Source organism: Candidatus Schekmanbacteria bacterium RIFCSPLOWO2_02_FULL_38_14 (genome assembly GCA_001790855.1).
GTDB lineage: Bacteria > Schekmanbacteria > GWA2-38-11 > GWA2-38-11 > GWA2-38-11 > 2-02-FULL-38-14-A.
The window spans coordinates 1-13878 of record MGDH01000034.1 but is presented as its reverse complement, the minus strand read 5'-3'; the positions used below and the strand labels follow the sequence as shown (position 1 = coordinate 13878).

The 13878-nt window shown below is 39.8% G+C and carries 16 protein-coding genes and 1 tRNA gene; 8 read left to right on the top strand and 9 right to left on the bottom strand.

Annotated features, from left to right (window positions below; genetic code table 11):
• From A3H37_05030 to A3H37_05005, 6 genes are all read left to right on the top strand, one after another.
• On the top strand, positions 1–236 hold a 236-nt coding region (locus tag A3H37_05030; protein OGL48747.1), incomplete at its 5' end, for a nucleotidyltransferase.
• Positions 223–570, top strand: coding sequence for a hypothetical protein (locus A3H37_05025; protein ID OGL48746.1), 348 nt, complete (start codon positions 223–225; stop codon positions 568–570). The genes A3H37_05030 and A3H37_05025, both read left to right, overlap by 14 nt.
• 194 nt (positions 571–764) lie before the next feature.
• A complete protein-coding gene (locus A3H37_05020) occupies positions 765–2987 on the top strand; it encodes a DNA polymerase II (protein ID OGL48745.1) in 2223 nt (740 codons plus the stop codon).
• Positions 2988–3172: 185 nt separating this feature from the next.
• Positions 3173–4072, top strand: coding sequence for a hypothetical protein (locus A3H37_05015; protein ID OGL48744.1), 900 nt, complete (start codon positions 3173–3175; stop codon positions 4070–4072).
• A 288-nt stretch (positions 4073–4360) separates the two neighbouring features.
• Entirely contained in the window at positions 4361–4552 is a 192-nt protein-coding gene (locus A3H37_05010; protein ID OGL48743.1) for a hypothetical protein, read from the top strand.
• Between the two features lie 6 nt (positions 4553–4558).
• A complete protein-coding gene (locus tag A3H37_05005; protein OGL48742.1) occupies positions 4559–4789 on the top strand; it encodes a hypothetical protein in 231 nt (76 codons plus the stop codon).
• Positions 4790–5258: 469 nt separating this feature from the next.
• Here the strand turns inward: A3H37_05005 and A3H37_05000 are convergent.
• From A3H37_05000 to A3H37_04985, 4 genes are all read right to left on the bottom strand, one after another.
• A tRNA-Arg gene (locus A3H37_05000) sits at positions 5259–5332 on the bottom strand.
• Between the two features lie 55 nt (positions 5333–5387).
• Positions 5388–5654, bottom strand: a complete 267-nt coding sequence (locus A3H37_04995) for a hypothetical protein (GenBank protein ID OGL48741.1) — start codon at positions 5652–5654, stop codon at positions 5388–5390.
• Positions 5644–6627, bottom strand: a complete 984-nt coding sequence (locus A3H37_04990) for a hypothetical protein (protein OGL48740.1) — start codon at positions 6625–6627, stop codon at positions 5644–5646. Before A3H37_04990 ends, A3H37_04995 begins: the two co-directional genes overlap by 11 nt.
• Positions 6628–6891: 264 nt before the next feature.
• Positions 6892–7092 carry a hypothetical protein gene (locus tag A3H37_04985; protein OGL48739.1) on the bottom strand — a complete coding sequence of 67 codons (201 nt, stop codon included), beginning with the start codon at positions 7090–7092 and terminating at the stop codon, positions 6892–6894.
• A gap of 457 nt (positions 7093–7549) precedes the next feature.
• On the opposite strand from A3H37_04985, the gene A3H37_04980 reads away from it, so the two are divergent.
• Both A3H37_04980 and A3H37_04975 read left to right on the top strand, forming a co-directional pair.
• Positions 7550–8032 carry a ferredoxin gene (locus A3H37_04980; protein ID OGL48738.1) on the top strand — a complete coding sequence of 161 codons (483 nt, stop codon included), beginning with the start codon at positions 7550–7552 and terminating at the stop codon, positions 8030–8032.
• A complete protein-coding gene (locus tag A3H37_04975; GenBank protein ID OGL48737.1) occupies positions 8029–10203 on the top strand; it encodes a hypothetical protein in 2175 nt (724 codons plus the stop codon). The genes A3H37_04980 and A3H37_04975 overlap by 4 nt, the downstream gene beginning before the upstream one ends.
• A 7-nt stretch (positions 10204–10210) precedes the next feature.
• Here the strand turns inward: A3H37_04975 and A3H37_04970 are convergent, their stop codons facing one another.
• From A3H37_04970 to A3H37_04950, 5 genes are all read right to left on the bottom strand, one after another.
• Positions 10211–10696, bottom strand: coding sequence for a hypothetical protein (locus tag A3H37_04970; protein ID OGL48736.1), 486 nt, complete (start codon positions 10694–10696; stop codon positions 10211–10213).
• Between the two features lie 87 nt (positions 10697–10783).
• Positions 10784–11788 (bottom strand): hypothetical protein, encoded by a 1005-nt coding sequence (locus tag A3H37_04965; protein ID OGL48735.1) that lies wholly within the window; start codon positions 11786–11788, stop codon positions 10784–10786.
• Between the two features lie 46 nt (positions 11789–11834).
• On the bottom strand, positions 11835–12119 hold the full coding sequence (locus A3H37_04960) for a hypothetical protein (GenBank protein OGL48734.1): 285 nt from the start codon (positions 12117–12119) through the stop codon (positions 11835–11837).
• A gap of 47 nt (positions 12120–12166) precedes the next feature.
• Positions 12167–13138 (bottom strand): hypothetical protein, encoded by a 972-nt coding sequence (locus A3H37_04955; protein OGL48733.1) that lies wholly within the window; start codon positions 13136–13138, stop codon positions 12167–12169.
• Positions 13128–13878, bottom strand: a 751-nt coding sequence (locus A3H37_04950; protein ID OGL48732.1) for a hypothetical protein, incomplete at its 5' end; no start/stop codon positions are given. The genes A3H37_04950 and A3H37_04955, both read right to left, overlap by 11 nt.

Here is a 13878-nt window from a genome sequence, read left to right as displayed (position 1 = left end):
AATTATCGCTTTTCGGTTCCGTTCTCAGAGGGGATTTTAAACCGGATAGTGATATAGATTTTCTTGTTGAATTCGATCCAGAACATGTTCCAGGACTTATCAGACTGGCAGGTATGGAACTCGAACTAACAGAAATTTTAGGGCACAAAGTTGATTTAAGAACACCACAAGATTTAAGTCAATATTTCAGACAGAAGGTGATTGATTCCTCAGAGGTACAATATGCAGAAAGATGATTCTATTCGCCTGCGCCATATGCTTGATGCCGCAAAAGAAGCTATAAAATTTGCGAAAAATAAAACAAGGGACTCACTTGAAGCTGATAGAATGTTAACCCTTTCCATTGTTAAAGATCTTGAAATTATAGGAGAAGCAGCTTCTAATGCCACAAAAGAATGCCTTGAAGAATTGCCTCGTATTCCATGGCAAAATATCATCAGTATGAGAAATCGCCTTATTCATGGATATTTTAATATTAACCTCGATATTCTGTGGAAAACAGTAACTGAAGATATTCCTCCCTTAATTGCAGAACTTGACAAGATCGTTCCATCTGAAGATGAAACATAAAATCCACTTTATGAAATAAGGGTATTTAAAACGAATGGAACGATATGATAAGCATGCGCAATGTTATGATTCATGAGTATGATGTAGAATCTCCTCACAATAGGCTTGTCCTCAACCCCTCATTTGAACTTGATTTGGTATTTGGATTCTGGTATTTGAGCTTTTAAATAATTCTTAAATTTAATCGGAGGAAAATGTCCATAAAATCATTATCAATCCATGAAAACGAAGTTCTTTTTGGCAGTGACAATACGCCGGGTATTGTTGCTGTAGAGCAAAAGGATGACAGCAGGGTTGAAATCTTCAGAAGGATAAAAGGGGAACTTGTCAGGGAGGCTGAGGAGTTTCGCCCGTTTATCTGGATTGAGAGATTTGAGTTTTTAAAAAAGTTTAAAGAGCCCTTTGAGATAACTGAGCTTAAGGGAAAAAATTTTTTTAAATATGTTGCAGGATTTCAGTCCTGGTCTTCAGCAAACAATGCCAAAAAGTTTCTGGCAAAAGAAACAGGCGAGAATCCTTCAAGTCCCAGAGCGCCCTATTTTTTTTTAAATGACCCTGTCCATCAATACCTTCTCTGGACAGGGAAAACATTTTTTAAATCCCTTTCGTTTGATGAATTGAAACGGCTTCAGCTTGATATTGAAACCTACTGCGAGGAGGGTTTTGAGTTTTCAAACCCGCACAGAGAAAAGGACAGAATCATATCAATCGGGCTTTCAGATAACTCAGGATGGAAGAAATTGCTTTTTGGCAGGGAAATGCCTGAGAAAGAGATGATTGAAGAGCTTGGGAAGATAATTCTTGAGCGTGACCCTGATATCATAGAGGGGCATAATATTTTCAGGTTTGACCTTGAGTATATAAAGGTAAGGGCGCAGATTAATAAGGTCAAGCTTAACTGGGGGAGGGATGGAAGCGAGCCAAAATCCCACGCATCAAGACTGAATATTGCTGAAAGAACCATTGATTACCCTAAATGGGAAATCTACGGCAGGCACATTGTTGATACGTGGATACTTGTCCAGTACTATGACATTGCCAACAGGGATCTTGACGGATATGGCCTTAAAGAAGTTGCAAGGCATTTTAATCTTGCAAGAAAGGACAGGGTATATATCGAAGGAAAAAAGATTGCCTACTGCTATGACCATGAGCCTGAACTGTTAAAGGAATACAACTTTGATGATGTGGCAGAGACAAAGGGTTTGGCTGAGATGCTGAGCGGGAGCTATTTTATACAGGCTCAGGTTTTTCCGTATTCATTCCAGAATGTTATTATTCGCGGCAATGCCACCAAGATAAACTCCCTTTTTTTGAGGGAATACTTAAGGATGAGGCATTCTGTTCCGCAGCTCCCTTCTGAAGCAAGGCAAATTGAAGGCGGGTATACGGATATCTTTAAAGAGGGGGTTATTGAGAGGGTTATTCACTGCGATGTCCAGTCTCTTTACCCATCCATAATGCTCCGGTTTGATTTAAAGCCGTCAAATGATGAGCTTGATATTTTCCTTCCGCTCCTCCAGGACATCAGGGAATTCCGCATAAAAGCAAAGGATGCGATGAAGGCAGCTAAATCCGAAAAAGAGAAAAATTATCTTGATGCTTTGCAGGGCACGTTTAAAATTCTCATAAATTCTTTTTACGGTTATCTTGCAACATCCTTTTCTAATTTCAGTGACTACGCAATGGCATCAGAGATTACTGCAAGAGGAAGAGAGATAATAAAATCCATGATTGACTGGCTTGCGAAAAATAATTGCGAGGTAATTGAGATTGATACTGACGGTATATATTTTGTTCCTCCGGAGAATATAAAGTCTGTTGAGGATGAAGAAAATCTGATAGAAAGACTCTCAGAAAGCCTTCCATCGGGAATTGATGCTGAATATGACGGAAGGTATAAAGCCATGCTGAGCTACAAGATGAAGAATTATGCCCTTCTTGATTATGATGAAAGGGTTGTGATCAAGGGTTCAGGATTAAAATCAAGGGGACTTGAGAAATTTCAGAGAGAATTCCTGCAGGAGATGATAAGACTTCTTCTTAATAAAAGAGGAAAAGAAATTGAGCAGCTCTATAAAAATTATCTTGAGAAAATAGAAAAGCACGGGTTTCCCGTTACAATGCTTTGCAAGACTGCAACTCTGTCTGAGTTGCCTGAAAGTTACCAGAAAAAGGTTAATGAGAAAAAACGGAACCAGTCTGCTATCTATGAACTTGCCCTTGCTTCAGGAAGAAAATACCAGCCCGGAGACCAGATTTCGTATTATGTCTTCGGAAAAGGGAAAAAGGTAAAGGTTTTTGAAAACAGCAAACTGATTTTAGAATGGGATAAGGGCAAGCCGGATGAAAATGTTGAGTATTATCAGGAAAAGCTGAAGGAGCTGTATGAGAAGTTCAGGGGATTTATAAATTAAATATCAAATGTCAAAGCTCAAAATAACTTTGTTAGTTTAAAGGCTTGCCTGTCATTGCGAGGAGCGATAGCGACGTGGCAATCTCAGATTTGTAAAGAGATTGCTTCGCGTACGCTCGCAATGACATTGTCCGACAGTCTGTACGCTGTGGGAAGTTTCAATTTTGAAATTTGGAATTTTTATTAATGGATAATCTAAACATTGGTTTTCTCTCCACCACCTATCACACTTCGTTACTTCTTATTGCAAAGAAATGGGTTGAAGAGGAATTAAATATAGAAGTTAACTGGAAACTTTATGCCTCAGGTCCTGATGAGGTAAAGGGATTTGAGAATGAGGAAATTGATATCGGCTACATCGGGCTTCCGCCGGTAATCATAGGGGTTTCTAACAAGGTTCCAATAAAGTGCATTGCTGCGGGGCATGTTGAAGGCTCGCTCCTTGTTGCTCAAAAAAGTTTTAAATCACTTCAGGAAACAGGTTCAGTTTCCGGAGTATTAAAACAGTTTAAGGGAAGGACAATAGCATCCCCGCCAAAGGGTTCAATTCACGATATAATTATTAGAAATCTGATTCAGAGATATAAGATTGAAGGTATTGAAGTGAAAAACATTAAGTGGGCTGATTTGATACTTGATGATTTTTCAGACGGAAAGATCTGCGCAGCAGTGGGGACTCCCTCGCTTGCTGTTGCTGCGATGCAGTTCAGTAACGGGAAAGTTCTCATCCCCTCTGATAAAATGTGGAAAAACAGCCCGAGTTACGGAATTGTTGCAAGGAATGACCTGATTGAAAACTCCCCTGAACTTCTCAGGAAGTTTTTATCGCTTCACAAAGATGCTACAGATGAGATTAAATCTGATTCCGGAAATACTGCAAAAGCTGTTTCAGAATTAATAGGAGTTATCGGTGAGGATTTTGTAAGAGAGGTTTATAAAATTTCCCCGAAATATTTTGTCAATCTGACAGATGAATTTATTAATTCTACAAAAGAGTTTGTCAATGCGCTTGTTGAACTAAAATATATCAAAGCTCTGGTTCCAACAGATGAGATTTTTGATTTCAGGATTGTTAAAAGATTGTAGGGACACCTGTTCGATTAAAACCTACGCCTGTAAAATTGAATCTTTCAGAAGATTGTAGAAACAGGTCGTTACAGGCTGTTAAAAAGAGGATAACGAGCGTCATTGCCTGCCTACCGCAGGCAGGCGAGAAGCGATAGCGGCGAAGCAATCTCCCTTTTCTCCCCCTTCATTCCCTAACTGTTTGTTCTTCCCAATTTTGCCTTGACAATCCCTCCTTTGCTATATACCGTAAAATTAATGGGGAATAACCAGCCTATCAAATATACAAGGCATGCTAAAAAGAGGATGATGTGGCACAGGATTACAGAGTCTGAGGTTGAGTCAGCAATAAATATTCCTGATTTTATTGAGTCCTCAATAGAAAACAGATTAAATGTATGGAAAAAGATTTCCGAAAAATTTCTCAGAGTAACATATAAGCAAGAGGCAGATAGAATACTAGTGATAACTGCTGTAAAAAAGAAGAAAGGCTGGAGGTGAATTAGCTTGAAAATAGAATATGATAAAGAGGCAGATGCTTTGTATATCCAGCTCAGAGAAGCCTACGTGTCTGATAATATAGACATAGAAGAAGGTATTACAGTTGACCTTGATGAAAAAAGACATATTGTTGGTATAGAAGTCCTCGATGCAAGTAAAAAGTTATCACTCAAAGACTTAGTAAACATAACCATCGAGAATCTTCCTATTGAAAAAGTTGAAACTTCAACTGTATGATTTATATTGAAGTTTTCCACAGCAAGTTGCGGGGAATGCGCTCGCTATGCATTTTCAAAAAAGCCCTCATCTATCCTTTTTATGAAGGAACAAGGGCTTTAAATTTCTCAATCCTCTAACTCACCAACTACTATTCACTCTCTTGCCTGGTCTCCAAAATCCTGATTTAGCACATTTTTATTGCTTCTCTATTCAGCTTATCCTCTACGAATATTTCTTTCTTATCTCTACAACAAATCGTTATAAAATAGGCATGAGGAAGAGAATAATCAAAATTCTTTAGCCTTGGGTTCTTTCGCTTTTTTAAATTCATAACAAATTATGTAGGGACAACTTTATGGTTGTCCATTAACCCTCTCGAACCCTTGAACCCTCTCCTATTGTACATTTCACTGGCTCGCATTTTTGAAAAATCGACTTTTTACACAGTCTGACGTTGTCTTTTCTTATTCTATCTGAAAATTTTAAACGCGCCCAGGAGGAGTCGAACCCCCAACCTACAGATCCGTAGTCTGTCGCTCTATCCATTTGAGCTATGGGCGCAGAATTTTTTAATTTATGTAGCTGTTTAAAAAGATTTGTCAATTTTTAATTTTGTTTACCTCTTCACTCCTGCAAGAAATCCTGTATTCCTAAAAGAACCGCTTCTCTTCTCAAGAATTTTATACTGTATATCCTTAAATCCTGCTGCTGACATCCACTGAGTCATCTCACCCCTTGAACGGGCATCTCCGTCCTTTGTCTGCAAAAGTAGAATCAGCGAAAATATGGACGGAGAGAAGGGTGGATTTGAGATTGCCACGTCGCTATCACTTCCGCCCCCGGGAAGAAAAGGGGGACGTTGATGAATACTATCACTTATCAATTTTAACCTCCGCGTTTTGGATGGCCTTAACAATTGCTGAAGTACAAACCCCCAACTGCCTTGCAATCTCTGCTGAAGGCATTCCCAGTTCGCGGCTTAAATAATATGATATCCTTTCCCTTATTCTTGAAACCTTTCTGCGTCGACCGCCGTTGCAAAGCTCTCCTTCATTTATCCTTTCCTGCTTGCATATCTTTTTAATCATCTGCTCAGCTAAAACTTTTCTTTCCCCAAGCCTCAGTTGCCTCTTTAAACCCTTATCCGCCTCTGTTAAAATCTTAGAAACAAAATCTCCTCCTCCAAGAATGCGTGAATCATACTCCATCTTCTCTTTATTACTTCTCAAAGACAACACCTGAGACCAGCCTCCAAGGCTTCTTACCAGACCTCCTCCCGCTAACTCCTCACGCCTGCCAAAACCTTTACCTTCCTCCATAAATCTTGAATAGCCCTGAATTGCTTTCCCTTCTTTATGGCTAAACTGGCTGAGAACATATTCTCTCTCCTGCCAGCCATTCTTATTCTTACCTATTAAAACACTATGACCGCTCCACATGTAACGATCCAATCCCCTCACACCCTTCACTACCCCTGCCCTCAAGGGATTTAAATGAATGTAACGGACAAGTTCCAGTAAATATGTCTCTTTATCACAGACAATGGACTTATACCTGTTTTGAAATAAATGGCCCCTCCTTCTGTATTTCCGGTTAAAGCTGATTGCATAACCGGTTAAAAGGCAGCGCATAAATTTGGAAATCCCCTGGTAGCCACTGAAAATCAAAAGGTGAATATGATTGTCCATTAAAACCCAGGCAAGGATTTTAGTTCCGGTTGTCTCAACCAGATGGCTGAGGCGGAAAAGAAAGTTACTGCGATCCTCGTCACCTTTAAATATCGGGGAACCTTCAATTCCCCTTATCATCACATGATGCAGAGTGCCGGGTGCGTCTAATCTTGCTTGTCGTGGCATGAGTGTCTCTTATCGCAATCTCACACCAATTGCAAAGTGTTCTTTTTCAACAACGTCCCCCTTCTTCACTCTTCTTAGCTTCCAAATCTTGGTTTTTTGTCTGGCATATAAAATTCTCCTTATATTTCTTCCCATTGTTATTGATGAGTGATTGCTAGTTATATCGATTCAAATATTACACATAAATTTGCTCTTTTTATTATTCATAGATTTTGGCATTTTGCAATTCTTTATTCACCAGCTTATCTTTACAATCTAGCCTCGTTATGGGAAAATTGTCAGGTACAGAATCTCGCCATTAAATTCAAAAGCTGAACTGACAAAGTTATCTCTTGAAAGGTTTGGGGTTGTTACTCTTTCCCCTGAATCAATGATAGTGAGGATTTTAAGAATGTTTGTAATTTTCTGCGAGATGAAATTTGTTTTCTTTTTAGCTGGAAGTTTTTTGAATTTCTTTAAAGGCATAGGAGAAAGCCTCCGGAAAAAATCCTATACTAATTTATTTTTTTGTCTACAGTTTTTTTTTAAAATGAACGCAATGCTTGACCGGATAGAGGATATTTCAGAAACTTTCCCAAAAAACTGCTCTTTTTCTCGCTCATTGCCTTAAGCCTCCTTGATGTTTGGAAAATGCAAAGCGCTCGCTAACCCCATAGCTTGCAGGCTGTCCGACAATGTCATTGCGAGGAGCGAAGCGACGAAGCAATCTCAGAAATGTCATTGTTATTAATGAGATTGCCACGCTCCCTTTGGTCGCTCGCAATGACAAACATGGAATTGTCTGATAGCCTGCTTGCTGTGGGGAGCTTTCAATATAGGTAAAAACCTTGATTATTTATATGGCGAAGATAAAAAATAATCAATTAGAAATATTTTTGTTTGACATACACTGATTATAAATTTTATCTTAAATAAAATATTTATGATAGAAACCATTAAGTCCAAATTAAACGGAGAACCTGTAAGCCTCAATGTTGACGGAAACAGAATGCTTCTATGGGTGCTGAGGACTGACCTTAGCATTACAGGGACAAAATACGGGTGTGGTCAGGGACACTGTGGTTCCTGCACAGTGCTTGTAAATAACAAACCTGTAAAATCATGCACCACCCCGGTAAATGATGTAAGAGGAAAGGAAGTAATCACAATTGAAGGGCTTTCAAAAGATGGGAACCTCCACCCCCTCCAGAAATCATTTATTGAACACAATGCCTTTCAGTGCGGATACTGCACCTCTGGAATGATTCTCACAGCCTACAGCCTTCTGTTGAAAAATCTTAATCCATCTGACAGGGAAATCATAGAGGCAATGGACGGAAATTTATGCCGCTGCGGTTCACATACAAGAATCATCAAAGCCATCAAATCTGCTGCCAAAGAGATGAAGGGAGGAAAAAAGAGATGAGAAAAGAAGAATATAAAGAGCTTTATTTTAAAGAGATAAAATCTCCTTTCACTCTCATGAGAAGAGATTTCCTGAAACTATTCGGAGGAGGAATCATAATCTTTTTCTCTTACCGCGATTCCTCAGCATTTCAGGAGATAATCCGCAGGGCAGGAGCACTTCAGATAAACCCTTCAGGTTCAAATGCCTTTTTAAAAATAGGAGAAAACGGCAGGGTTACCTGCTTTACAGGCAAAATTGAAATGGGACAGGGCATAATCACTTCATTTGCCCAGATAGTAGCTGAAGAGCTTGATGTGGCAGTTGACCTGGTTGATATGATTCTCGGTGATACTGACCTCTCGCCATGGGACCTTGGAACTTTTGGCTCAATGTCAATACGTTTCTTCTGCCAGCCTTTAAGGGAAGCAGCCTCACAGGCAAAACAGGTTTTGATAGAACTTGCCTCAGAGCATCTTAAAGTCCCCGCAGAAAACCTTGTGACAAAAAACGGAATAATTTTTGAAAAAGAAAAACCTGAAAACAGCGTAAGCTATGCACAGATTGCAAAAGGACAGAATATTGAAAAACGGCTTGATAAAAAATTTAAATTAAAAAATCAGTCGGAATTTTCCATAATTGGCAAACCTTCAAAACGCCCTGATGCATCAGATAAGGTTACAGGAAAAGCCAGATATGCAGGAGATATAACCCTGCCTGAAATGCTATACGCAAAGATTTTAAGACCCCCTGCGCACAAAGCAAAATTAAAAAACATTGACACATCAGAGACAAAGAAGATTAAAGATGTCATTGTGGTAGAAGACAACGACCTTATTGCAGTCCTCCACAAATATCCTGATGAGGCTGAAAAAGCCCTTGCAAAAATAAAAGCTGAATTTGAAATTCCTGAAACAAAAGTTGATGAAAAAAATATCTTCAGCCATCTCCTCGGTGTTGCCCCTGAAGGGAAAATTATGGCAACGGATGGTGATATTGAAAAAGGGAAAAGCCTGTCATCAAATCTTTTTGAAGAAACATATCTTAACAGCTATGTTGCCCACGCACCAATTGAACCCCACACAGCAGTTGCCCGGATGGAAGGCGGTAAAATTACTGTCTGGGCATCAACACAGACCCCCTTTCTTGTTCAGAGAGAAGTCGCAGATGCTCTTAAGATTTCATCCAAAAATATCCGCATAATAACTCCATTTCTTGGAGGCGGTTTTGGCGGAAAAACAGTTAACCAGCAGGCAACAGAAGCAGCGCGCCTTGCAAAGCTTGTCGGAAAGCCTGTTATGGTTGCATGGAGCCGTGAAGAAGAATTTTTCTTTGATGCCTTCCGCCCCGCAGCAATTATAAAAATAAATTCCGGAACCACAATTGCAGGAAAAATTTCTTACTGGGATTTCAATGTATATTTTGCAGGTGAAAGAGGAAGCGAGCAGTTTTATGACATTCAGAACCAGCGCTCATCGGTTTTCGGTGTTGTAAAATCAGCAGTTCCTGCACAGGGAATTCCAGGTTCCCATCCCTTTGCAACAGGTCCCTGGCGCGCACCTGCAGTCAATACCTGCACCTTTGCAAGGGAATCACACATTGACATTATGGCTTTAAAATCGGGTAATGACCCTGTTCAGTTCCGCCTTGATAACCTGAAGGACCAGAGAATGATTAATGCAATAAAAATTGCTTCAGAAAAGTTTGGATGGGCTTCTTTAAAATCACCAAGCAGCAGAGGATACGGAATTGCCTGCAGCATTGACTCAGGCACATATGTTGTGACAATGGCAGAAGTTAAAGTTGATAAAAAGACAGGACAGGTAAAGGTAAAACGGATTCTTTGCGTTCAGGACATGGGGCTTGTAATAAATCCCGAAGGGGCAAAGATGCAGATTGAAGGCTGCATAACAATGGGGCTTGGCTACGCACTCTCTGAAGAAATCCGCTTCAGGGGAGGAAGGATTATTGATTTAAATTTTGACACCTATGAAATACCACGCTTTTCCTGGCTTCCGGAAATCGAAACAGTCTTAATTGATAACAAAGAGTTTCCTCCGCAGGGAGGAGGCGAGCCTGCAATCACCTGCATGGGTGCTGTTATTGCAAACGCAATCTTTGATGCAACAGGAGCAAGGCTCTTCCAGTTGCCAATGACTGCACAGCGGATAAAGGAAGCAATAGAAACCTGATTATTCTCTATTCCGAAAACTCTTCCTTGAAATTCTCAACTCCCCTTCCTCCAGCCTTCTTAATCTTTACGCTCCAGAAGCTTGATTCCATGGGTTTTTTTAGTGTCATCGTAAGAATATTATCAAGAGCATTTGCAGGCCTACCCATATGCTTTTCCAGAACTCTGATTGCCTTTGTTATTCCTTCAGGGTTGGTTATCCTGACAAGCTCACCGTCACAAATAACAGATTTCCATGAATTACCTCCACTGCCGTAATCTGATGGAAGCCAGTGTACAGAAAAACATACATCTTTGTTTTCCTCAATATAACCGGCCTTTCTTCCGCCGCCGCCAAGGGTCAGATACACAACCCCTTCATCATAGGAATATGCAAGAGGTATTGCATATGCAGTCTTTCCGTCTGTCAGGGCAAGTGTCCCGACTTTCTGCCCTTTTAAAAATGAATCAATTTCCTCTTTTGTCAAATCCCTAACATTGCTTTTGGTTTTCATTTTTCCTCCAGTGTTATAAAAATATGCCAGAATACCCTCCAGCTTGCTGAGGGGTTCTTTACTTTTTCCTTTATGATAGCAAACTCTCTACTCCTTATATCCCACCACAAAACCTGACCTCTCTGTAACTCTGCCATGCCTGAAGTTTTTAAATCCTGCGCTTTTTAAAAGTGAAGTTATTTCTGAAATTGAATAGGAAGCGCCTTCCTTTGTATTAACCAGCATATTCACAGAGAATATTGCTGCATCAGGAGGCGTAAATTTATCATCATTTAAAACAAATTCATGAATGACAATCCTTCCTCCACCGTTCAATGCCCTGTAGCTTTTATTTATCATTTTCTGGCAGTCTTTGAGAGAATTGCTGTGAAGAACATGTGAAAGTAGTATCAGGTCATAGCCTTTTCTATAATCATCTTTTGTAAAATCTCCTTCAATGGTATCTACCTTTCCTGTCATATTTCTTTTCTTGATATATTTCTTTGTTACTCTCAGCGTCAGAGGAAGGTCTAAAACTGTTGCTCTTATCTGCGGGTTCTTCTCTATCATGGCAAAAGAGTAATGCCCCGGTCCTCCGCCTACATCAAGGACTCTTTTAACCCCTTTTAAATCTAACTTTGATGCAAGCGTTACAGAATCCTGCTGTCCAAGCTGGTACATAGTATCAATAAAGACCTCTGTCTGATTTGCATCAGTTTCTAAAAACTTTTTTTCAAACTGTATATCCCCTGAACCATTTTTTACTATGTCAACAAGGTTTCCCCAGTCCTTCCACATCTGGTAATAATGCCCTAAAGCGCTCCCCATATATGTCTCTTTCCCTTTAACAAGATATTTTTCAGAAAAAGGAGTGTTCATATAAAATTCATTGACCTTTTTTATATATCCCATGGCAGTAAGGGCATTGAGAAGGATTTCAGTGCCTCGCAGTTTTCCATTTATCTTTTTTGCAACTTCCTGAGCAGTCTTTTTTAAAGACAAGGCATCGAAAATATCAAGCTGGTTAGCAGCTATGAGAATGCTTGATGTCCAGAATCCGCTTCCCTCTTCAATCATCTGTACGATTTTTTTACTATCTGATTTGGCAATCAAGTCAGCCTCCAGTGTTTGTTATAAGAGGCAGAGCAAGGCTCTGCAGCTACAATTTAAAATTAATTTTCTTCAGTTCAAAGGTAACCAAGTTTACTTTATCAGGGCAATCAACACAAACAACTGCATCCGCATCTTCCCAGAATTTATCCTTGGTACGTATCAAATTATGAATATTCTGCACCAGACATATACAAGCGTCAACACATAAACCTTCAGGTGTTGTAAGAGAGAGAATGAATTCATCTCCGATTTCATGTCCTGCAGTGCAAAAACCTTTTTTGCTTTTGACCCTGGCTAATATCTTAGGGCCAGCCTTTTGTTTCTTTGGCATTGATTACTCCTTAAGAAAAATATTTTTGCTAAAAGCTCAAAATTTTATTATCCCTCTACTAAATTATTTATGGAACAACAAGTTTTCTGGTAATTTATTTCAAGACCATACTCCTGCGCCCTCTTGATTGCATAATCAGACTGAACTGCAATCCTGTTTATCCCTGCATCTATTGCAAAAACCTCAGTCTCAAATCCTTCCCTGCCGCGGTTTCTTTCACACCCGAGTGAAATCATAGTGTCAGGAAGGTTAATCCTTGCAAGGGCAATTATTTTCGCAACCTCTTTTGGAGGCGGCGGGATAATTGATTCCATTGAAGTCCCCTTAAAAGGAGTGAAAACAACAATCACCAAAGCCCTAAGTTTAAACTCTCTCAACATCTCAATGGCTTTTACTTCTCCTTTAATCTCCCCATAGAAAATTCCAACAACAATATGCGGAACCATGGGAATTCCTGCTGTATGCAGTGCTTTTAAGGAATCATAAATAAGACTTGTTCCATTCTCAAGATGGTAAACCCTTCTTACAGTCTCATCATCGCCAATCACATCAATCAATGCCTGGTCAACCCCTGCATCTCTAAGCCTCTTTGCTGTTTCAAGGCTGATTATTCCGGTATGAATTGATACTGAAAGTTTTGTTCTCATTTTTATTTCAGCAATTGCATCAACAAATTTATCCCACGGCACAACACCCTTCAAGTCACTTCCACCGCTTAAAAGGCACCCTATGTATCCCCTTTCATTAAGACGAAGACAAATCTCTAACAGGGATTCAGAGGTTGTGGCTGAAATCATTGGCTCCAAAACCCTGCCACTGCAATGCTCGCATTTAAGCTCGCAGTTTTTACCTGTAACTGATATGGCAGGATAAAGCCCTGTTTCATTTCCATATCTGATCATTCCTGGAAGATAGAAGGTGATTTTCTTCCCAAAATTCTTCCACGAGATTTCCCTCGCTTTCTGGAGGAGTTTTTCAAATGATAAGTCGCTATAAAAGGCAGCAAGTTCAGTCTGCAAAAAGATGACTCCTTATTCTCACCACATCGTTTTCATTTGGTTTAAAGGGATAATTCCTTATATCAGGTCCTGGAAGGCAGTTGCCGTAAGGCCTGTTGCAGGCGACTTCTCCGTCCTCTCCCGCACAGCCGCTTGTCATAAAGGGATAACCTGAACTGATTGCTTCATCAAAAATCTTTGGCGGGATATTGAATGAAACAAGTTTCCCGCTTGAATCAAATGAAAAATCTTTGAATGAAACAATCCCTTCGTGAATCAAATGTCTCCCAAGCTGTATCCTGTAATATGTGCCAAGTGAAGGCTGGCAGACTGATTCAAGAGGAGAGCCGTTTTCTGCAAAAAACGAAAACAGATGCGAAAGGGCGCCCTTGTCATATATCTTCTGGATTACCTCCAGCATCTCTTTTTCTGTCTCCCCAAGCCCAACCACCAGATGTATCCCAACATTTTTTTCTCCGAAAATCTTCAAAGATACATCAACCGTATCCCAGTATTTGCCCCATTTGTGAGGTCCCTTTACGTTTTTCCCCCTGTGAATCTCAAAGATTTCCTCTTTTGCTGTATCAATTGCAATTCCAACCTTATCAGCGCCGCACATTTTGAAATCTGCAATATCTTTTTGTGTAAGAATTGTTGGTGTTATCAGAACAGACATAGGAATTTCAAGCCTGCTTCTTATTTTTTGAAGAATAATTTTTACATCCTCAGGCGACCTCTTGTTTGTTAGCATAGAAATGCAG